Source organism: Ruegeria profundi (assembly GCF_001507545.1).
Lineage (GTDB): Bacteria > Pseudomonadota > Alphaproteobacteria > Rhodobacterales > Rhodobacteraceae > Ruegeria > Ruegeria profundi.
Genome location: NZ_LQBP01000010.1, coordinates 55,072 through 75,606 on the forward strand (window position 1 = coordinate 55,072; position 20,535 = coordinate 75,606).

Here is a 20,535-nt window from a genome sequence, read left to right on the forward strand (position 1 = left end):
TGAATTCATTCCCAGCGATCATATCACCGATCGCTTCTTTCAAATCCGTTTTCCGGCACAGAACTCGACTGATTCTTTCTGAAGAACTTCCAACACCGGGTTCATGTCGGAAAATCCAGTTCTTTTCCCTCACAACCAATCTCTTAATATCGGAATCAGCGGCACGTCGGCCGCAGGCATTGGATAGTTCCGCAGGTCATTTGCTCGCACCCATTTCAAAGCCTGACCCTCTTTCGACTGCGGGATGCCGTCCCATTTGCGGCAGGCAAATAGCGGCATCAGCAGGTGGAAATTATCATAACTGTGGCTCGCAAACGTCAGCGGGGCGAGGCACGAGGCCCAGGTGTCGATCCCCAATTCCTCGTGCAATTCGCGGATCAGGGCGGCCTCGGGGGTTTCACCGGGTTCGATTTTGCCGCCGGGGAACTCCCACAGGCCAGCCATGGATTTGCCCTCCGGGCGCTGCGCCAGCAGCACCCTGCCCTCTACGTCAATCAGGGCAACAGCAGACACTAATACAGTTTTCACGACCGATAATCCGCGTTGATCTGAATGTAGCCGTGGGTCAAATCGCAGGTCCAAACCGTGGCACTGCCATCACCCAGCCCCAGATCGACCGAGATCACAAGATCCTGACCTTTCATGTAAGCAGCGGCGTCTTCCTCACGATACTCAGGGCTGACCCAACCCTTTTCGGCCACAAGTATGTCCCCGAAACGAATGCTGAGCAGGTCGCGATCCGCCGCAGCGCCAGATTTGCCGATGGCCATGACAACACGACCCCAGTTCGGGTCTTCGCCCGCGATGGCGGTTTTCACCAGCGGCGAGTTTGCAATGGCAAGACCGTGTACCTTTGCATCCGCGTCCGAAGCCGCCCCGGTTACGCAAATTTCTAAGAATTTCGTGGCCCCCTCACCATCACGCACCACTTGCTGCGCAAGATCCAGCATCACGCGTTCCAGCGCTTCGGCAAACGCCGAATTCCCGGTTGCGTCCACGCCAGATGCGCCGGTTGCGCACAACAGCAACGTATCCGAAGTCGAAGTGTCGCTGTCGACCGTGATACAGTTGAAGGTGCGATCAGTCTGCGCCGACAACATCGTCTGCAACGCCGATTGGTCGACCTGCGCATCGGTGAAGATGTAGACCAACATGGTCGCCATGTCCGGCGCAATCATACCGGAACCCTTCGCAATCCCCGCAATAGAGACTGTTTTACCTTCAATCTCAACCTGCGCCGATGCTCCTTTCGGAAACGTATCCGTCGTCATGATAGCCCGCGCGGCATCCTCGATCGCGTGGCGGCTGAATCCGGATTTCAACACCTCAAGCTGGGTTATGATGCGGTCATGGGGCAACGGCTCGCCTATAACGCCGGTCGACGAGGTAAAAACCCGCTCGACCGGAACGCCGGTGGCTTTGGACACTGCTTGGGTCACTTCAGCCACCGAGGTTTGACCGTAATGTCCGGTAAAGGCGTTGGCATTGCCAGAATTCACAAGAATAGCTGCCGGTCCTTCAGATGGCCCGCCAATCTTGGCCTGACAGTCCAGAACCGGGGCCGCACGGGTCTTGGATCGCGTAAATACCCCAGCCACCGAGGTTCCCGGGTCCAGCACCGCAAGCATAACGTCGGTGCGCCCCTGATAGCGCACACCAGCTTCAACAGTCGCAAAGCGCACCCCGTCAATCGCGGGCAAATCGGGAAATGCCGCCGGTGCCAGCGGGGAAACCTTAGTGATCGTCGCCACGGGGTTTACTCCTGAATCAGTTCGATCTGGCGCATCACTTCTGGGCCGGCCCCCTCAAGCGCGGGGCGCTCGATCTCGGCTGCTTGGGTCAGGTCGTCGATCTGGGCCTGAATCACGCCTTGTTGCAAAGTCTGGGCCAGTTCTGCGCGTACCTGATCCAGCTCAGGCGCCTCGGTTTTGCGCTTGTCGTTCAGAGTGACAACATGCCAGCCAAATTGGGTTTGCACAGGCGCGGAAACCTGACCTTTTTCCAGCGCAATCACCGCGGCCTCAAACTCAGGCACCATCTGACCGGGCCCGAACCAGCCCAATTCCCCGCCGTTTGGCCCGGACGGACCAGTGGAATGTTCTTTGGCCAGTTCCGCAAAATCGGCCCCGCCATCCAGTTGTTCCTTAAGCTCAGTGGCTTTTTCTTCGGTTTCGACAAGGATATGGCTGGCATTGAATTCGTCTAAACCCTCGAAATCCGCGTATTTCGCGTCATACGCTTCCTGAATCGCCTCATCGGTCAGGTTTTCCTCAATCAGCGCATTCACTGTCTGCACGGCACGTAGTGAGCGCGCCTCATTCTCAAGCGCCAAGGTATTCAGCTTGGTAAGCGCTTCCTGCTGCTGGCCAAGCAATTGCTGCTGAATAAGCTGGTCGATGATCAGTTCATACAGAACGTCATCCTCGATCTGCTGATACTGCTCGGGCAGAACGGCAGCGGTCGCGATGACGTGACCCAATGTGATCTCATCACCATTTACACGCGCGATCACGGTGCTTGCGTCAGGTTTTGTTTCAGCGGCCAGCGGCAGGGCCATCACGGTGGCAAGCGCCACCGAGGGCAGAAAAGTGAGGCGTTTGGGCATGGAATCATCCTATTTCTTGGCCGCGACAGGGCACAGCGTTGACACTCTGGAACCTGCCGCTTACATCGCTTTGAAGCCTTGGACAGGGCCGCCTTTCACCCCCCGTATCTATGGGTTGCGCGCAAGGTGGGCAAGCCTGTCGCAACCAAGACAAGAATTGATCCGCTGGAGTGAACATGCTGGGACTCGGAACGCTCGCCAAAAAGGTGTTCGGAACACCGAATGACCGAAAGATCAAGGCGACCCGCCCGCTGATCGAAAAGATTAACGCGCTGGAGCCCGAGTTCGAGAAACTGTCAGATGACGGCCTGAAGGAAAAAACCGAAGAGCTGCGCCAGCGCGCGCTGGACGGTGAAAGCCTTGATGATCTGCTGCCAGAAGCATTTGCCAACGTCCGCGAAGGCGCCAAGCGTGCGTTGGGTCTGCGGGCCTTTGACGTACAGCTGATGGGCGGTGCATTTCTGCATCAGGGCAATATCTCGGAAATGAAAACGGGTGAGGGCAAGACACTGGTTGCCACCTTCCCCGCCTACCTGAACGCGCTGACCGGCAAGGGTGTGCATGTGGTCACGGTGAACGAATACCTGGCCAAGCGCGACTCGGAATGGATGGGTAAGGTCTTTGCCGCTGTTGGAATGACGACCGGCGTGATCTGGTCGGGCCAGCCCGATGCCGAGAAAAAGGCCGCCTACGCCTGTGACATTACCTATGCCACGAATAATGAGCTGGGTTTTGACTACCTGCGCGACAACATGAAGGCCGATCTGGCCGAGATCTACCAGAAATACCATAACTTCGCGATCGTGGACGAAGTTGATTCGATCCTGATCGACGAGGCGCGGACACCGCTGATCATCTCGGGCCCGTCGCAGGATCGCTCGGACTTGTATACTGCGATTGACGGCCTGATCCCGTCGCTGAGCGATGATCACTTCACCCTGGATGAGAAGTCCCGCAATGTGACCTTCACGGATGAGGGCAATGAGTTTCTGGAAGAGCAACTGATTGCCGCCGGGCTGATCCCCGAAGGGTACTCGCTTTACGATCCCGAAAGCACCACGGTCGTGCACCACGTCAACCAGGGTCTGCGCGCGCACAAGCTGTTCACGCGCGACAAGGATTACATCGTTCGCGATGGAAACGTTGTTCTGATCGACGAGTTCACTGGCCGCATGATGCCGGGTCGCCGTCTGTCCGAAGGTCTGCACCAGGCCATCGAAGCCAAAGAAGGCGTGGCAATCCAACCGGAAAACGTGACACTGGCCAGCGTGACGTTCCAGAATTACTTCCGCCTATATGACAAGCTGGGCGGTATGACCGGCACGGCGCTGACCGAGGCAGAGGAATTTCAAGAAATCTACGGTCTGGGCGTGGTCGAGGTTCCGACCAATAAACCGATTGCCCGTGTGGACGAAGACGATCAGGTTTATCGCACGGCCGCCGAGAAATACACTGCGATGATCGCGGAAACCAAAGAGGCGCAAGCCAAGGGCCAGCCTGTTTTGCTCGGCACCACTTCGATCGAAAAATCCGAGCTGCTGAGCCAGATGCTGCAAAAAGAAGGCATTGCGCACAATGTTCTGAATGCCCGCCAGCATGAGCAAGAGGCGCAAATCGTCGCCGATGCGGGTCGTCTTGGTGCGGTCACGATTGCCACCAACATGGCAGGGCGCGGCACCGACATTCAGTTGGGCGGCAATGTCGAGATGAAGGTTCTACAGGCGCTGGCCGAAAACCCCGAAGCCGATCCGGCCGAACTGCGCGCAGCGGAAGAGGCACGCCACGCCGAAGAAAAAGAAAAGGTTCTGGCCGCCGGCGGCCTGTACGTGATGGCATCTGAGCGCCACGAAAGTCGCAGGATCGACAATCAGCTGCGGGGCCGTTCGGGTCGCCAGGGCGATCCGGGGCGGACGGCTTTCTACCTCAGCCTCGAAGACGATCTGATGCGTATCTTCGGTTCGGAACGGCTCGATAAGGTGCTGACCACGCTGGGCATGAAAGAAGGCGAGGCGATCGTCCACCCTTGGGTGAACAAGTCGCTGGAACGCGCGCAATCCAAGGTCGAAGGCCGCAACTTCGACATGCGCAAGAACGTTTTGAAATTCGACGACGTGATGAACGACCAGCGAAAGGTCGTGTTCAGCCAGCGGCGCGAGATCATGTCTTCGGATGACCTGTCCGAGATCGTCTCGGACATGCGTGAACAGGTGATCGACGATCTGATCGACGAATATATGCCGCCAAAATCCTATGCCGACCAATGGGACACTGACGGTCTGCACGAGGCGATCAAGGAAAAGCTGACCATCGATGCCCCGGTTCAGGATTGGGCTGCCGAAGAGGGCGTGGATGACGAACAGGTGCGCGAGCGTCTGGTCAAAGCCGCTGACGAGATGATGGCGCAAAAGGCCGTGGCCTTTGGCCCGGAAAACATGCGCAACATCGAAAAGCAGGTCTTGCTGCAAACCATCGACAGCAAATGGCGCGAACACTTACTGACGCTGGAACATCTGCGTTCGGTCGTTGGCTTCCGTGGCTATGCACAACGCGACCCGCTTAACGAATACAAGAATGAAAGCTTCCAGCTTTTCGAAAGCATGCTGGATTCCTTGCGGGAAACCGTAACTCAGCAATTGTCTCGCGTGCGTCCTCTTACAGAAGAAGAACAGCGCGAGATGCTGGCCGAGATGGCAGCCCAACAGGCGCAGGCCCAGAAAGCCGTTGATCAGGCGGCTGTCAAAGCCGAAGCCGTGGCTGAGGCCAAGGCCTCGGGTGATGCGCGGCCCGGCTTTGTCGAAGATGACCCTTCAACCTGGGGTAACCCATCGCGCAACGATCCATGCCCCTGCGGATCGGGCAAGAAATTCAAACACTGCCACGGGCGACTGACCTGACATTCAAACATTCGCGACACATTGAGTCCCCCTCACGGCCACACATTGGCCGTGATTGGGTATCAACATGCGACTCGCTCCTTCAACTGGGGAGGGTGTTTTGTTTGTAATAAAGAATTACGTGACAACCGGCGGTACTGTCGTTTGTGCGCTGGCTATCGGTTACCTGATGCAGAATGGACTTCCTGTGTGGTCTGATCCCGCGCAGGGTTCCGATCACGTTGCCATCAATCAGAACGCAGATGTTTCCGGGCTTGAGGGTATTGTGCTGACCTCCTCGACCCCTGCCTACGGAACACGCGCCCATACCACTTCTGTACCACGGACGCTGCAACCCAATCGGTCGACCCCCTCGGACCGTGTAGATTGCAGCGTCAGCGCCCGGGCGTATGCCGTACCTGGCGCAGCCGCGCAGTTGCGCGTCAAGGCGCCCTGCCACGGCAATCAGCGGGTCGAAGTGCATCATAGCGGTTTGACGGTAACTCAGCTGACAGACGAACATGGAGCACTGACTCTGACGGTTCCGGCCCTGTCGGAATACGCGATTTTCCTGATCTCATTTGAGGATCAGAAAGGAACCGTAGCGACCACGCATGTCCCTGACCTTGGGCAATATTCACGCGTTGCCGTGCAATGGCAGGGCGAGGCCGACTTGCAAATACATGCGTTGGAATTCGGTGCAAGCTATGGCGACGTCGGTCATGTGTCATCGGACGCTGATGCGCAGGGCACAGGGAACGTCGTACATATGGCTCAGCCCGCGTTTGCCGATGCCCGCAATGTCGAAATTTATTCCTTTCCTGCGGCACAGACAGACCGCTCCGGTTCGATAGAATTGACGGTCGAGGCCGAAGTTACTCCGGAAAGTTGCGGCAGGGATCTGAATATTCAATTGCTGGACTTGCGAGACGGGCAAAGCTTGCAGTCGCGTGATCTGATGCTGAATTTCCCGGACTGTTCCAGAACTGGTGAGTTTCTGGTGTTGAATAATTTGTTCCAAAACCTGACAATTGCGGCAAACTAAATCCGCAGGCAGGCTTGAACTTCAGATGACATTTCTTCGTGTGGTGGCAGCCGCACTTTTTTCGGCGACAATCACCACAGCCGTTCACGCTCAGGACATTGCGCTGACGTCGCATGACGGCAAAATCGAAGTGACCGGCACCCTGCTGGGCTTTGACGGGGAATTCTATCGTATCGACACCCAGTTTGGTGAGCTTACGGTCGATGGGTCCGGCGTTACATGCGATGGTCCCGGCTGCCCCAATCTTACAGATTTCGTGGCCGAATTGCGGTTCTCAGGGTCATCGGTCATGGCAGAGAAAGTTATGCCAGCCCTGCTGATAGGATTTGCAGATCAGGAAGGTTTGTCGATGAAGCCTGGTGACTCTGCGCCGGGTACTCTGACCTATGAACTGTACCGGGACGGGCGCGATACACCACTTGGGCGCTTCTTCTTCAATATCGGGAACACGAGCAAGGGCTTTACTGATTTCACCGCAGATAGGGCCGATATCGTGATGGCGTTGCGCGAAATTCGCCCCGGCGAACAAGAGGCAGCCGAGCAGGCCGGGTTGGGTGATCTGACCCGCACACGACGGTCGCGCGTCGTGGCTTTAAACGCCTTGGTGCCCATTGTCGCGCCTGACAATCCGGTACCCCATATTTCGCCGGCAGATTTGGCGCTTGTGCTGTCTGGCGCTATCGACAATTGGTCTGCTCTGGGCGGGCCGGACGCACCCATTGCGCTGCACCTCCCCGATGCACAGTCAGGTTTGGCTCAGGGTATAGAGGATCATTTGCTATCGACGGCAACTGACGAACCGCCTGAGCATGCTCAGCGGTATGATCGCAGCAGCGATCTGGTTCTCGCTGTTGCCAACGACCCGTTTGCCCTTGGTATTGCCAGCCAGGCCGAAGCTGACGCAGCTCGCGCGTTGCCCTTGACCGGTGGATGCGGCCATGTTCTGAGGGCCACGCGGCAGGCGATAAAGACCGAAGATTACCCGCTAACATTTCCCATGTTTCTTTACCTGCCCGAGCGTCGCTTGCCCCGGATCGCGCGACAATTTTTGGCCTATACCCAAAGCACCGATGCTCAGATGGTTATCCGCAGCGCGGGATTTGTGGATCAAGCCCCCGAAAGACTGGGTATCGGCCCTCAAGGACATCGTTTGGCCAATGCCGTGGCATCCGGCGGTTCCGGGGTCGGGCTGGAAGAGTTGCAGCGTATGATCAACACTCTCAGACCGATGTCCCGTCTATCCCTTTCTTTCCGGTTCGAGGCCGGTTCTTCCCGTCCCGATGCGCAATCGCGATCAAATATCCAGCAACTTGCGCAGCTGCTCGAAGCCGGCACACTGGACGTACGGCAACTGGTCTTCGTCGGCTTCAGCGACGGCGACGGTGCGGCTGCTGCCAATAACAGAATTGCTTTGCTGCGCGCGAAAACAGTACGCAACGCGGTACTGGCAGCCGTGGAAACCGCGATCCCCGAGCGTGTAAGCCTTGAGGTCGACGCCTTTGGAGAGGCGATGCCAATGGCATGCGACGACACAAGTTGGGGCCGCAAAGTAAATCGCCGGGTCGAGGTTTGGGTAAGATAGCGATTACAGATACCCCTGCGAGCGAAAGCTCAGCTCGGTCGATTTGCCGATTATCAGATGGTCGTGCAACGTTAGCCCCAGCGCAAGACAAGCGTCTTGTATCCGGTTGGTCATGTCGATATCCGATTGTGACGGCGTCGGATCACCGGACGGGTGATTGTGCACGAGAATAAGCGCCGAGGCATTTAGTTCCAGCGCACGTTTTGCCACCTCGCGCGGATAGACCGGGACGTGATCAACGGTGCCCTTGGCTTGCTCCTCATCCGCGATCAACACGTTCTTGCGATCCAGATAGAAGACGCGGAACTGCTCGGTCTCGCGATGGGCCATCGTCGTATGGCAATAGTCCAGCAGCGCATCCCAACCCGAGATCACATGCCGCTGCATCACCCTTGCACGGGCCATGCGATGGGCACAGGCTTCGAGGATTTTCAGATCGGTGATCACCGTATCACCGACGCCCTTGATCTGGCGCAACCGTTCTTCGGGCGCAGTCAGAACACGGTTGAAGTCGCCAAACGTGTCCATCAAAGCCCGTGCCAGCGGTTTTACATCCTGGCGGGGGATAGATCGAAACAACACAAGCTCGAGCAGCTCGTAATCCGGCATCGCGGCAGACCCGCCGGACATGAACCTTTCGCGCAGGCGTTTGCGGTGGTCTTTGATGTATGACGGCAACCGCCCAGAAGGCAGCGGCGCCACCGGGGCTTCGTCGCTTTCGAACAATGAGGGGGCTTCGGCGAAGGCGTCCTTTGTCATGCGCTAAGATTGGCGCAGAATCGGTTTCTGAAAGGTTAACGCGCCTGACTTTTGCTGTGCGCCAGATCACGCCTTCATTGGTCGATGGGCATGATACGGACTTCCCATTCGGACGTTTCTACAGAACCCAATGATCGGGTACTATTGAAGGGACCGTTGCCCTGCGTTTGAAATAAAACTGAGCCAGTCCGTAAGGATCGGCTCAGTTTATTTGACAAAGGGATATGAAACTAACCCTTCATACCGTCCCAGAAAGACTTCACAGACGAGAAAAAGCTTTTTGATTCCGGGTGGTTATCCTCACCCAGATCATCGAACTCTTTCAGAAGTTCTTTCTGACGGCTGGTCAGGTTGACCGGGGTTTCCACGGCCAGTTCTATGAACATATCACCGATGCCACCACCGCGAAGGGCAGGCATGCCCTTGCCGCGAAGCCGCATTTGACGGCCCGATTGGCTACCGGCCGGGATCTGTACGCGACCGCGCCCGCCGTCGATGGTGGGAACCTCAATCGAACCGCCAAGTGCGGCCTTGGCCATGCTGACCGGTACACGGCAATAGAGGTTCACGCTATCGCGTTCGAACAGCTTGTGATCGGATACTTCCACAAAGATGTACAAATCACCCGGAGGGCCACCGCGCATGCCGGCCTCACCCTCGCCCGCCAAACGGATGCGGGTTCCTGTTTCGACACCGGCGGGAATATTTACAGACAATGCGCGTTCTTTTTCAACGCGGCCTGCGCCACCGCAGACCTTACAGGGATTCTTGATGATCTGACCCAGCCCGGAACAGGTTGGGCAGGTGCGTTCCACGGTGAAGAAACCCTGTTGCGCGCGGACTTTGCCCATACCCGAACAGGTCGGACAGGTGGTTGGTTCCACCCCGCCTTCCGCCCCCGTACCATCACAGGCCGAACAGGCCACGGCAGCTGGTACGCTGATGGTTTTCTGGAGGCCCGAGAACGCCTCTTCCAGCGTCACGCGCAGGTTATAGCGCAGGTCGGACCCGCGCGCAGCGCGACGCCCGCCACCGCCGCCACGCTGGCCTCCCATAAAATCACCAAAAAGGTCATCGAACACATCCGAAAAAGCGCTGGAGAAATCACCCTGACCGAATCCACCGCCGGGGCGCGCGCCCGCGCCGCCCATGCCGTTTTCAAACGCAGCATGGCCAAACCGGTCATATGCAGCCTTTTTTTCTGCATCGCGCAACACGTCATAGGCTTCGTTCGCTTCTTTGAACTGCGCCTCGGCGTCCGGGTTGTCTGTGTTACGGTCGGGATGCAGCTCTTTCGCTTTTCTGCGAAAACCTTTTTTGATCTCGTCCGCCGATGCGCCCTTGGATACGCCGAGCACATCGTAGTAGTCGCGTTTTGACATCAGTGTTTCCTTCTGCCTCAACGTAATCGGGCCGGCCCGGCATCCGGACCGGCCCGCATTGGCCCGGTTACCCGTTAGTTACGCTTGTCGTCGTCAAGATCTTCGAACTCGGCATCGACGATATCGTCATCACCCGCCTGAGCAGCATCTGCCGCCGCAGGCTCATCTTCGGCCTCTTCGGACTGCGCCTTGTAAATGGCCTCACCCAGTTTCATTGCGGCTTCGGTGACATTCTGGATACCGGACTTGATCTTGTCGGCATTTTCAGTTTCCAGCTCGTCCTTCAGCGCGGCAATGGCCAGCTCAATGGCTTCGATGGTGGTCGGGTCGACCTTGTCGGCATGCTCTTCCATCGACTTTTCGGTCGAGTGGATGAGGCTTTCCGCCTGGTTCTTGGCGTCGACCAGCTCGCGGCGTTCCTTGTCGGCTTCCGCGTTCTCTTCGGCGTCTTTGACCATCTTTTCGATGTCCTCGTCGGACAGACCGCCCGAGGCCTGGATGGTGATCTTCTGCTCTTTGCCGGTGCCTTTGTCCTTGGCCGAAACCGAGACAATGCCGTTGGCGTCAATATCGAAGGTCACCTCGATCTGAGGCATGCCACGTGGTGCCGGCGGGATGTCTTCAAGGTTGAATTGACCCAGGATCTTGTTGTCCGACGCCATTTCACGCTCACCCTGGAACACGCGGATGGTCACGGCGTTCTGGTTGTCCTCGGCGGTCGAGAACACCTGAGACTTCTTCGTCGGGATCGTGGTATTGCGGTCGATCAGACGGGTGAATACGCCACCCAGCGTCTCGATGCCCAGCGACAGAGGGGTCACGTCCAGCAAAACAACGTCTTTGACGTCGCCCTGCAGAACACCGGCCTGAATGGCGGCGCCCATGGCAACCACTTCGTCCGGGTTCACACCCTTGTGCGGCTCTTTACCGAAGAACTTGGTGACCTCTTCGATCACTTTCGGCATCCGGGTCATACCACCGACCAGAACAACTTCGTCCACGTCAGCAGCCGACAGACCGGCGTCTTTCAGAGCAGCCTGGCAAGGCTTCATCGACTTTTTGATCAGGTCCGCGACCAGCGATTCCAGCTTGGCACGGGTCAGTTTCATGACCATGTGCAGCGGCTGACCGTTCGACCCCATCGAGATGAACGGCTGGTTAATCTCGGTTTGTGAGGTCGAGGACAGCTCAATCTTGGCTTTCTCAGCGGCTTCTTTCAGACGCTGCAGGGCCATCTTGTCGGCTGACAGATCGACACCGTGTTCCTTTTTGAACTCATCCGCCAGGTAGTTGACGATGCGCATGTCAAAGTCTTCACCACCCAGGAAGGTGTCGCCATTGGTCGATTTGACCTCGAACAGACCATCGTCGATTTCAAGGATGGTCACGTCGAAAGTACCGCCACCAAGGTCATAGACTGCGATGGTGTGCGTCTCTTCCTTGTCCAGACCATAGGCCAGCGCGGCTGCTGTCGGCTCGTTGATGATTCGCAGCACTTCCAGTCCGGCGATTTTACCGGCGTCTTTGGTGGCCTGACGCTGCGCGTCGTTGAAGTATGCGGGAACCGTGATAACGGCTTGTGTGACTTCCTCACCCAAATAGCTCTCGGCGGTTTCCTTCATCTTGCCCAGAGTAAAGGCCGAGATCTGGCTTGGGGAGTACTTTTCACCGCGGGCTTCCACCCACGCGTCGCCATTGCCGCCATCAACGATGGCGTAGGGTACCATTTTCTTGTCTTTTTCGACTTCCGCATCGTCCACGCGACGACCGATCAGACGTTTGACGCCAAAGATCGTGTTGTCCGGGTTGGTGACCGCCTGACGTTTTGCAGGCTGACCGACCAGTCGCTCATCTTCGGTAAAAGCGACGATCGAGGGCGTGGTCCGCGCACCTTCTGCGTTTTCGATGACCTTCGGCTGCGAGCCGTCCATGATCGCCACGCACGAGTTCGTGGTTCCAAGGTCAATCCCGATTACTTTTCCCATGTGTTCAATCCCTTTCTCTTCAAGGCGATGTCCGAGGTCCGGACCCGTTATGGCACCCGGCCCCATCTGTTTTGCACTGTGGCTCTACACCATTGCGCGTCCCGGCGTATATAAGGGCGGGACGAATGGCCTGCAAGCATTGTAAAACGCAGGTTTTCGGGAATCTGTGGCCTTTTTCGGCAAGGTTTTGGCAAGGATTGGGGAATCTTGGATGGCACGGCTGCGTGTGCGCGGATTTGATATCAGAAAAGCGTGGCTGGACGGACCAGCGCAAACGCGGATGATTGAATGCTTACGCCCGGTTCTGAAATCTGCGCCGCTGTTCCGGCCAGTAACGCCCTCGGGCAAGGATATGTCGGTGCGCATGACTTCGGCCGGGTCGCTGGGTTGGGTCACCGACAAGGCGGGTTATAGATACCAGTCACAACACCCCAAAGGCACGGTCTGGCCCGCAATTCCGGATCAGATCATGGATATCTGGCGTCAACTCGGCAGCCCAGACCGCGACCCTGATTGCTGCCTGATCAACTATTATGGCGAAGGCGCCCGCATGGGGCTGCATCAGGATAAGGACGAGGCTGATTTTTCGTGGCCGGTCCTGTCGATCTCATTGGGCGATGATGCCCTGTTTCGTATTGGGAATCCGACGAGGGGCGGCAGGACCGAGTCGATCTGGCTGAACTCGGGCGATGTCGTTGTCATGGGCGGCCCGGCCCGTTTGACCTATCACGGCATAGACCGCATTCGTTTCGGCTCATCAAAATTGCTGCCCAAGGGTGGACGCATCAACCTGACCCTTCGTGTTGCCCGTTAACGCCGCGCATCCCAGCTTTGCGACACGTGCTGCCGAGTGAAGAATATCCCCAGCAAACCAATCAAGAGAAGGGCCAAGCCGACCCAAAGCGCATATTCCCAGCTTGTGTTACGCGGAAAATAGTTGCGAAAAACAAAGCCGCGGCACTGGTCGATGATGTGAAACAGCGGGTTCCAGGCAAACATGGCCAACGTGGCCCCGCCCAGCGCGTTGGCCACAAACATCTTGCCAGAAAAGATCATGTTCATCCGCCGGTAGACATTGGATAGGATGGAAACCGTGGTGGGGAACCACGGCCTCAACGCCATGAAAACCACTCCGGCCGCGCAACCGGTGAACCAGGCCATGATCAGCATGGCAAATGCACCGCCGGGGTCCTGAAGCTCAATCGGTGAAACCGCTACGCTGTATAGGAAGAGGATCACGATAATCGTCATCAGCTGGGTGTAAAGCATCCCGAAGGCAGTCGCCAGCAGCATCACCATCATGTTCATAGGCGAATGCAGCATCATCGGGTTGTTACCGGTATTCAGAGCAGCAATGGAGCTGATGGATTTAATATGGGTAATGAACAGGAACACACCAGACAGCAGGAATAAAATGAACTCCCCCCGGATTTTTGCGATACGCGGACCCATGAAAGACATGATCAGATAGAACACGGCAACCAGGGCCAGAACCTGAATGATGTTGATTATAATGGCCAGAACGGCGTTGTGATGCTGCGATCGCACACTGCGCACAACAGCGTGGAAGATTAGTTCAGCCGTTGTGAACGCACTGCCCAGTAATGTACGGTTTCGCCTGAAATAAAACACTCGACGCGTCTTTCTCTTTTTTCACCTGCAATTTGATACGAAATTCTTGCCGTTCCGTAACCAGCACATCATAAGGCCGACAGGTTATTCGATCAACAAATCACAGGAACGGAGCATTTTTGTGACCCATGACGCCCTCATTCCCGTTATCCGACGTCTGGCTTTGGAAGCTGGCGACAAGATCATGGAGTTTTATGAGGCTGATGATTTCGACGTCAAAGTGAAATCGGATGCCAGCCCCGTGACCGAAGCGGATGAGGCCGCAGATGCCCTGATCTCGGCGGGCCTGCGCGAGGCATTCCCCGACATTCTGCTGGTGACCGAAGAGCAAGCGGCCTCGCATACAAAAAAGGGGGAAACATTCCTGATCGTTGACCCGCTGGATGGCACTAAGGAGTTCATCAACCGTCGCGGTGATTTCACGGTGAACATTGCGCTGGTTGAACACGGCGTTCCAACCCGCGGCGTCGTTTATGCCCCGGCCAGGGGACGCATGTTCTATACCTTGCCAGATGGCCAGTCGGTTGAAGAAACCGGCGCGTTGGATAAGGCCAAAGCTGGGGATATCCGGCCAATTTCCGTCTCTAATCCAGACAATTCGGCGTTGATGATTGTCGCATCAAAGTCTCACCGGGACCAGGCGACCGAAGATTACATCAACAAGTACCAGGTACAGGACAGTAAAAGCGCGGGCTCGTCCCTGAAATTCTGCCTGGTGGCCACAGGCGAAGCCGATCTGTATCCCCGTGTTGGCCGAACGATGGAGTGGGACACGGCCGCAGGTCATGCCGTATTGAGCGGAGCGGGCGGCAAGGTCGTGCGCTTTGATGACCATACTCCGCTGACTTATGGCAAGGACGGCTATGCAAACCCGTTCTTTATCGCATACGCTCCGGGTGTTGACCTGAAAGAAGCCTGATGTCCGTTCTGATCGCAATTCCCGCCCGGTATGCCTCGACCCGATATCCGGGAAAACCCCTTGTGCCGCTGACGGGCGCAAATGGCACTACCATGACACTGATTGAGCGGTCGTGGCGGGCGGCTTGTTCGGTTTCAGGTGTCGACAAAGTGGTCGTCGCCACTGATGATGACCGCATTCGCGAAGTGGCCGAAGGCTTTGGTGCCGAAGTGGTGATGACTTCGGAAAGCTGCCAGAATGGCACTGAGCGCTGTGCCGAAACGCATGGTGCGTTGGGCAAGGGTTACGACATCGTCGTGAACCTGCAAGGGGACGCGCCGCTGACGCCGCATTGGTTTGTCGAAAACCTGATCGCTAGCCTGCGAGCCGCACCTCAGGCCGAGGTGGCCACGCCCGTGTTGCGGTGCGACGGCGACGCACTGAACAGCCTGCTGAACGATCGCAAACATGGGCGTGTCGGTGGCACCACAGCAGTATTCGCAGCTGACCACAGCGCCCTGTATTTCTCGAAAGAGGTCGTGCCTTACACCGCCGAAACCTACGGGGGCGCTGAGCCGACGCCGGTGTTTCACCATGTTGGTGTCTACGCCTATCGTCCCGATGCGTTGGCCGCCTACCCCACATGGCCGGTTGGCCCGCTTGAGCAACTGGAAGGGCTGGAACAACTGCGATTTATGGAGAACGGCCGCAAGGTTCTGTGCGTCGAAGTCGAATCCAAGGGGCGCCAGTTCTGGGAGTTGAACAACCCGCAAGACGTTCCCAAGCTTGAGGAAATGATGGCGGCGATGGGGGTGGATTGATGCCACGTCCCCTAACCCCCGGGCACGTAGCAGGCGTGCTAAGTGCAATGTGTTTCTTCTGGAAGGTTAGATGACCAATATCCTTGTCACCGGCGGAGCCGGATATATCGGTTCTCATGCCTGCAAGGCACTGGCGCAATCGGGTTATACGCCAGTAACCTATGACAACCTGGTAACAGGCTGGCAGGATGCGGTAAAATTCGGACCATTCGAACAGGGTGATCTGCTGGATCGCGCCAGGTTGGACAAGGTTTTCGCCAAGTACCGGCCCGCCGCCATCATGCATTTTGCCGCCCTTAGCCAAGTGGGTGAGGCGATGTCACAACCCGGCAAATACTGGACAAACAACGTTACCGGCTCACTTTCCTTGATCGAGGCTGCCGTAGCCGCGGGATGTATGAACTTTGTATTCTCATCGACATGCGCAACCTATGGCGAGCATGACAACGTTGTATTAGACGAAGACACGCCGCAAATGCCGCTCAACGCCTATGGCGCGTCGAAACGTGCCATTGAAGATATCCTGCGTGATTTCGAGGCCGCGCATGGGCTGAACCACGTGATCTTTCGCTATTTCAATGTGGCCGGGGCCGATCCGGATGGCGAGGTCGGAGAGTTCCACCGCCCCGAAACTCATCTCGTACCGCTAATGCTGGACGCAATCGATGGGAAGCGTGACGGGCTGACCGTGTTCGGCACCGATTACGATACGCCTGACGGCACCTGCATCCGAGACTACGTGCATGTCTGCGATCTGGTGGATGCGCATGTGCTGGGGCTGAACTGGCTTGAAGACAGCAAAGGCAGCCGGGTGTTCAACCTTGGCACCGGCACCGGGTTTTCAGTGATGGAAGTGATCAGCCATTCCAAAGCTGTAACCAATCGCATGGTGCCCTACTCCATCGGGCCACGGCGCGCGGGGGATTGCACCAAACTGGTGTCAGGTTCACACCGTGCGCATGAAGAACTGGGTTGGACACCAAGAAGATCAACGTTAGAGACGATGATCAGCGACGCATGGCGCTGGCATCAAACCGGCAACTACGAAAAATGAGCCGCATGTGACGGGTTACGCAACCGATACCCTTCCACACATCAGTTGGGTCCAGAAGTACCGGTTGCGTCTGAAAAGACGACGGTTGCTCTGGCGATCTTTCCGCAGCCGCCACCAACTGACATGCCTCAAGGATCAGACCAAGCGGATCAGGCCCGGCGACGTTCTGGCCTTCACGACCCTGCGCAATGAAATCACGCGGCTTCCTTGGTTCTTTCGCCACTATCGCGCGCTAGGGGTGGATCATTTTCTGGTGGTGGACAATGGCAGCGACGATGGTTGTGTCGAGTTTCTGCTGGAACAACCTGATGTTTCACTTTGGCAAACGTCTGCCAGCTATCGCGCAGCACGGTATGGGCTTGATTGGCTGACTTGGTTGCAAATGCGCTATGGGCACGGCCACTGGACCCTGATGGTAGACGCGGATGAGCTGCTGATCTACCCCGATCATGACCAAAACCCCCTACGCGACCTAACCGCAGCTTTGGAGCGGCGCGGCCAGATGGCACTTGGCGCGCTGATGCTGGACCTGTATCCCAAAGGCCCGCTTGGCGCTCAATCTTACAAACCCGGGACGGACCCGACAAAAGTTCTGGACTGGTTTGATTCCGGGCCCTACCGCGCGCAGCGGCAAAGCCCGATGGGAAACCTATGGGTTCGGGGCGGAGTGCGAGAGCGCATGTTCTTCACCGGGCAGCCCCGAAAGTCGCCAACGTTGAACAAGATACCACTGGTTCGATGGTCGCGGCGCTATGCCTATGTAAACTCAACCCACTCTGCCCTGCCCCGGCACTTGAACGCGGCCTATGACGGGCCGGGCGCCGACGCTCCTTCGGGCGTTCTGCTGCACACGAAATTTTTGCCCGAAGTGGTCGCAAAGTCAGAGTCTGAGAAAACACGGCGTCAGCACTTTCACGATCCCGACCAGTTCGAGGCGTATTATGATGCCATTTGCAGCAGCCCTGACATGTGGACACCGCAGTCAGTGCGTTATGCAGGGTGGTCGCAGCTTCAGCGCATCGGGTTGATGGGGAAAGTGCGCTGAAAAGCTGCATATGCAACGAACGGCCTTAAAAAAGTTGCTTTGAAACACGCAACGATGGCATAAAACGTCAATGGCCCGGCACCACTCTGGATCGTCCAGCCCCGGGCATGCTCGCGTAAACAAAAAAAGGCTGAGCAGACGCGTGAGCCTGTTGGATTCATACCGGATGAGATTGCGGCGCAAGCGCCGTCTTGTGCGCTGCCTGCTGAAACGGCACCAGTTGCAGCCGATCTCTGACAAGACGTCTGATATCCAGCGCGGCGATATATTGTTGATGAGCGTGCTTCGGAACGAGAAAATCCGTCTGCCCTATTTTCTGGAATACTACCGCAAGCTGGGCGTTGATCATTTCCTGTTCGTTGATAATGACAGCGCGGACGGCTCGGGCGACTACCTTGCCAGCCAGCCTGATACCTCGGTGTGGCGCGCAAAGGCCAGTTACAAAAAGGCATCGTTTGGTCTGGATTGGTCGAATTGCCTGCTGCGGGAATATGCACACGGGCATTGGGTTCTGACGGTCGACCCGGATGAATTCTTCATCTACCCGTTTTGCGACACCCGCCCGGTCCGGGCCTTGACCGATTGGCTGGACGGCTGTGCGGTGCGCAGTTTTGGCACCATGTTGATCGACATGTACCCACAAGGGCCGGTGGACCAATACCCCTATAGCGAAGGCCAGGACCCGTTTGAAATTGCGCGCTGGTTCGATGCAGGCAATTACATGATCACCAAGAATCCAGATTATAAGAACCTGTGGATTCAGGGCGGACCACGCGCGCGGGTGTTTTTCCGCGATAACCCCGGCAAGGCACCGGCGCTGAACAAAATCCCTCTGGTCAAGTGGGATCGGCGCTATGTCTATGTCAGCTCGACCCATTCGCTGCTGCCGCGCGGATTGAACCAAGTCTATGACGAATGGGGGGGCGAAAAAACCAGCGGCGCGCTGCTGCACGCAAAGTTGATCAGCACGTTAGGTGAGAAAGCCCGTGAAGAGATGCAGCGAGGTCAACACTATCGCCGCTCGGGCGAATACCGCGCCTATGCCGAAGGGCTGGATGAAAAACCGGTTTTCTGGTGTGATCAGTCTGAGAAATACATCAACTGGCGTCAGCTTGAGATCCTCGGCCTTATGTCCAAGGGGAACTGGGCATGAGCAGGCTGGGAATTGTCATGTTGGTTCACACGGCCCTGCACAGGGCCGAGCAAGTGGCACGTCACTGGACGGCATCGGGTTGTCCCGTGGTGATCCATGTGGACGGCAAAGTGCCCGAGCGGGTTTATTCCGAGTTCGCAGCCTCGTGCGCCGATAACCCGTTGATCCGGTTTTCCGAGCGTCACATCTGCGAATGGGGACGCTGGGGGATCGTGGCGGCCTCACAAACTGCGGCGGAAATGATGCTGGAAACGTTCCCAGAGGTGCACCACGTCTATCTGTCTTCGGGTGCGTGCCTTCCGTTACGACCAGTGCAGGAATTGGCTGATTATCTTGCGGACCGGCCGCGGGTGGATTTTATAGAAAGTGCCACAACCGCTGATGTCAGTTGGACGATCGGCGGGCTGGACCAAGAACGGTTCACGCTTAGATTTCCGTTCTCATGGCGCAACCACCGCAAATTGTTCGACCTTCACGTTAAGTTGCAGCGCACACTTGGCATGCGCCGCAAGATTCCCGAGGGCCTCGTGCCGCATATGGGAAGCCAATGGTGGTGCCTGACGCGACAGACCTTTTCAGCCATCTTGCAGGATCCGAAACGGCAGATCTATGATCGCTATTTCCGACATGTCTGGATCCCGGATGAGAGTTATTTCCAGACATTGGCGCGCTTGTATTCAACCCATATCGAAAGCCGCTCGCTGACGCTGTCGAAGTTCGACTATCAGGGACGACCCCATATTTTCTACGACGACCATCTACAGCTTTTGCGCCGGTCAGATTGCTTCGTGGCCAGAAAGATCTGGCCGCAGGCTGATCGTTTGTATCAGGCCTTCCTGACCGATCAGAACGGTGCCATGCGACCGACCGAACCCAATCCAAGCAAGATAGACCGGGTGTTTTCCAAGGCAGTCGAACGGAGAACCCGCGGACGCGACGGGCTTTACATGCAAAGCCGCTTTCCCCGCCACGGAAGCGAGAACGGACTGACATCGTTCCCGTACTCGGTGTTTCAGGGCTTTACCGAGCTGTTCGAGGACTTTGAACCCTGGCTGGCCGAGGCCACGGGCGCCAGAGTGCACGGACATCTGTTCGACCCCGAACGGGTCGAATTCTCGGGCGGGGCCAAGATTGTGAACGGCGCGCTCAGCAATTGCGCCGTGCTACGCGACTATAATCCTACGGCCTTTGTCTCGAATCTGATCTGGAACACGCGGGGCGAGCGGCAGTGTTTTCAGTTTGGTCCCCGAGACACCCAAAAGATCAACTGGTTTCTGGCACGGGACAAGAACGCACAGATTTCAGTTATTACAGGGGCTTGGGCGATTCCACTTTTCCGGTCGAACATGAACTTCGCCGACATTCGTTGCGAAGCCGCACGCCTGCAACAGATCGAGACCAAGCAGCTTGAAGTTTTAGGCTCGGTCTGGACCAAGGCGCGGGTTCGAACGTGGACACTGGCAGAGTTCGTCGAGTCCCCGATGGAACCCATGCAGAGCGTGATCGAAGAGATTGGCACCCCGCGCCCCACTCATCTGTCCGAAGCGCCGAAAATGGTAGATCTGTCCGGTTTTGGGAAATTCCTGCAAAACCTCAAGAACCAAGGAATGCACCCGTATCTGATGGGGGATTTTCCGACGGATGACGTGTTCGGCGCGCAGGTTCGGCCGTTCAAGAAACCCTATCTGGTGCAATAGCCCG

General features: G+C 57.0%; 17 protein-coding genes. 10 read left to right on the forward strand and 7 right to left on the reverse strand.

What is annotated here, in order from left to right; translation table 11 throughout:
* Positions 1-129: 129 nt before the first annotated feature.
* Genes mutT through AVO44_RS17360 form a run of 3 tightly spaced genes read right to left on the reverse strand, consistent with a single transcriptional unit; the run spans position 130 to position 2,605 of the window.
* Entirely contained in the window at positions 130-528 is a 399-nt protein-coding gene (mutT, locus tag AVO44_RS17350) for an 8-oxo-dGTP diphosphatase MutT (protein WP_068339728.1), read from the reverse strand.
* Complete coding sequence (argJ, locus tag AVO44_RS17355; RefSeq protein WP_068339731.1) at positions 525-1,751, reverse strand: bifunctional glutamate N-acetyltransferase/amino-acid acetyltransferase ArgJ; 1,227 nt, start codon at positions 1,749-1,751, stop codon at positions 525-527. Before argJ ends, mutT begins: the two co-directional genes overlap by 4 nt.
* A gap of 5 nt (positions 1,752-1,756) precedes the next feature.
* The gene (locus AVO44_RS17360) at positions 1,757-2,605 is read right to left on the reverse strand and encodes a peptidylprolyl isomerase (protein ID WP_068339734.1); all 849 of its coding nucleotides are present in this window, start codon (positions 2,603-2,605) and stop codon (positions 1,757-1,759) included.
* 176 nt (positions 2,606-2,781) lie between these two features.
* Between AVO44_RS17360 and secA the strand changes: the two genes are divergently transcribed.
* The 3 genes from secA to AVO44_RS17375 all read left to right on the forward strand — a co-directional run bounded on the left by secA (position 2,782) and on the right by AVO44_RS17375 (position 8,105).
* Positions 2,782-5,499: a preprotein translocase subunit SecA gene (gene secA / locus AVO44_RS17365; RefSeq protein ID WP_068339737.1), complete on the forward strand. Its 2,718-nt coding sequence runs from the start codon at positions 2,782-2,784 to the stop codon at positions 5,497-5,499.
* Between the two features lie 100 nt (positions 5,500-5,599).
* On the forward strand, positions 5,600-6,523 hold the full coding sequence (locus tag AVO44_RS17370; protein WP_068339740.1) for a hypothetical protein: 924 nt from the start codon (positions 5,600-5,602) through the stop codon (positions 6,521-6,523).
* Between the two features lie 25 nt (positions 6,524-6,548).
* Positions 6,549-8,105 (forward strand): phosphate ABC transporter substrate-binding/OmpA family protein, encoded by a 1,557-nt coding sequence (locus tag AVO44_RS17375; RefSeq protein ID WP_068339743.1) that lies wholly within the window; start codon positions 6,549-6,551, stop codon positions 8,103-8,105.
* Positions 8,106-8,108: 3 nt separating this feature from the next.
* On the opposite strand, the gene radC is transcribed toward AVO44_RS17375, so the two are convergent.
* From radC to dnaK, 3 genes are all read right to left on the reverse strand, one after another.
* Positions 8,109-8,864: a RadC family protein gene (gene radC, locus AVO44_RS17380; RefSeq protein ID WP_068339746.1), complete on the reverse strand. Its 756-nt coding sequence runs from the start codon at positions 8,862-8,864 to the stop codon at positions 8,109-8,111.
* Between the two features lie 230 nt (positions 8,865-9,094).
* A complete protein-coding gene (gene dnaJ / locus AVO44_RS17385) occupies positions 9,095-10,246 on the reverse strand; it encodes a molecular chaperone DnaJ (RefSeq protein ID WP_068339750.1) in 1,152 nt (383 codons plus the stop codon).
* Positions 10,247-10,320: 74 nt separating this feature from the next.
* Positions 10,321-12,231, reverse strand: a complete 1,911-nt coding sequence (gene dnaK / locus AVO44_RS17390) for a molecular chaperone DnaK (RefSeq protein WP_068339957.1) — start codon at positions 12,229-12,231, stop codon at positions 10,321-10,323.
* 211 nt (positions 12,232-12,442) lie between these two features.
* Here dnaK and AVO44_RS17395 point away from each other — a divergent pair, with 211 nt between their 5' ends.
* The gene (locus AVO44_RS17395; RefSeq protein WP_068339960.1) at positions 12,443-13,045 is read left to right on the forward strand and encodes an alpha-ketoglutarate-dependent dioxygenase AlkB family protein; all 603 of its coding nucleotides are present in this window, start codon (positions 12,443-12,445) and stop codon (positions 13,043-13,045) included.
* Here AVO44_RS17395 and AVO44_RS17400 read toward each other — a convergent pair.
* A complete protein-coding gene (locus AVO44_RS17400) occupies positions 13,042-13,779 on the reverse strand; it encodes an ABC transporter permease (protein ID WP_420865723.1) in 738 nt (245 codons plus the stop codon). The genes AVO44_RS17395 and AVO44_RS17400 overlap by 4 nt on opposite strands.
* Positions 13,780-13,984: 205 nt before the next feature.
* On the opposite strand from AVO44_RS17400, the gene cysQ reads away from it, so the two are divergent.
* From cysQ to AVO44_RS17430, 6 genes are all read left to right on the forward strand, one after another.
* The gene (gene cysQ, locus AVO44_RS17405) at positions 13,985-14,782 is read left to right on the forward strand and encodes a 3'(2'),5'-bisphosphate nucleotidase CysQ (protein WP_068339759.1); all 798 of its coding nucleotides are present in this window, start codon (positions 13,985-13,987) and stop codon (positions 14,780-14,782) included.
* Positions 14,782-15,582 (forward strand): 3-deoxy-manno-octulosonate cytidylyltransferase, encoded by an 801-nt coding sequence (locus tag AVO44_RS17410; RefSeq protein ID WP_068339762.1) that lies wholly within the window; start codon positions 14,782-14,784, stop codon positions 15,580-15,582. Before cysQ ends, AVO44_RS17410 begins: the two co-directional genes overlap by 1 nt.
* 70 nt (positions 15,583-15,652) lie before the next feature.
* Positions 15,653-16,636, forward strand: coding sequence for a UDP-glucose 4-epimerase GalE (galE, locus tag AVO44_RS17415; RefSeq protein ID WP_068339765.1), 984 nt, complete (start codon positions 15,653-15,655; stop codon positions 16,634-16,636).
* Between the two features lie 7 nt (positions 16,637-16,643).
* A complete protein-coding gene (locus tag AVO44_RS17420; RefSeq protein ID WP_068339768.1) occupies positions 16,644-17,681 on the forward strand; it encodes a glycosyltransferase family 2 protein in 1,038 nt (345 codons plus the stop codon).
* Between the two features lie 166 nt (positions 17,682-17,847).
* Positions 17,848-18,834 (forward strand): glycosyltransferase family 2 protein, encoded by a 987-nt coding sequence (locus AVO44_RS17425; protein ID WP_068339771.1) that lies wholly within the window; start codon positions 17,848-17,850, stop codon positions 18,832-18,834.
* Positions 18,831-20,531 carry a DUF5927 domain-containing protein gene (locus tag AVO44_RS17430; protein WP_068339774.1) on the forward strand — a complete coding sequence of 567 codons (1,701 nt, stop codon included), beginning with the start codon at positions 18,831-18,833 and terminating at the stop codon, positions 20,529-20,531. The genes AVO44_RS17425 and AVO44_RS17430 overlap by 4 nt, the downstream gene beginning before the upstream one ends.
* The last annotated feature ends 4 nt before the right edge of the window (positions 20,532-20,535 follow it).

Bases quoted from the DNA above. Each gene is read 5' to 3' on its own strand.
- AVO44_RS17360 (WP_068339734.1), bottom strand. From the start codon at position 2,605: ATGCCCAAACGCCTCACTTTTCTGCCCTCGGTGGCGCTTGCCACCGTG.
- radC (WP_068339746.1), bottom strand. From the start codon at position 8,864: ATGACAAAGGACGCCTTCGCCGAAGCCCCCTCATTGTTCGAAAGCGAC.
- AVO44_RS17395 (WP_068339960.1), top strand. From the start codon at position 12,443: ATGGCACGGCTGCGTGTGCGCGGATTTGATATCAGAAAAGCGTGGCTG.
- AVO44_RS17375 (WP_068339743.1), top strand. From the start codon at position 6,549: ATGACATTTCTTCGTGTGGTGGCAGCCGCACTTTTTTCGGCGACAATC.
- dnaK (WP_068339957.1), bottom strand. From the start codon at position 12,231: ATGGGAAAAGTAATCGGGATTGACCTTGGAACCACGAACTCGTGCGTG.
- AVO44_RS17410 (WP_068339762.1), top strand. From the start codon at position 14,782: ATGTCCGTTCTGATCGCAATTCCCGCCCGGTATGCCTCGACCCGATAT.
- secA (WP_068339737.1), top strand. From the start codon at position 2,782: ATGCTGGGACTCGGAACGCTCGCCAAAAAGGTGTTCGGAACACCGAAT.
- dnaJ (WP_068339750.1), bottom strand. From the start codon at position 10,246: ATGTCAAAACGCGACTACTACGATGTGCTCGGCGTATCCAAGGGCGCA.
- AVO44_RS17430 (WP_068339774.1), top strand. From the start codon at position 18,831: ATGAGCAGGCTGGGAATTGTCATGTTGGTTCACACGGCCCTGCACAGG.
- galE (WP_068339765.1), top strand. From the start codon at position 15,653: ATGACCAATATCCTTGTCACCGGCGGAGCCGGATATATCGGTTCTCAT.
- AVO44_RS17425 (WP_068339771.1), top strand. From the start codon at position 17,848: ATGAGATTGCGGCGCAAGCGCCGTCTTGTGCGCTGCCTGCTGAAACGG.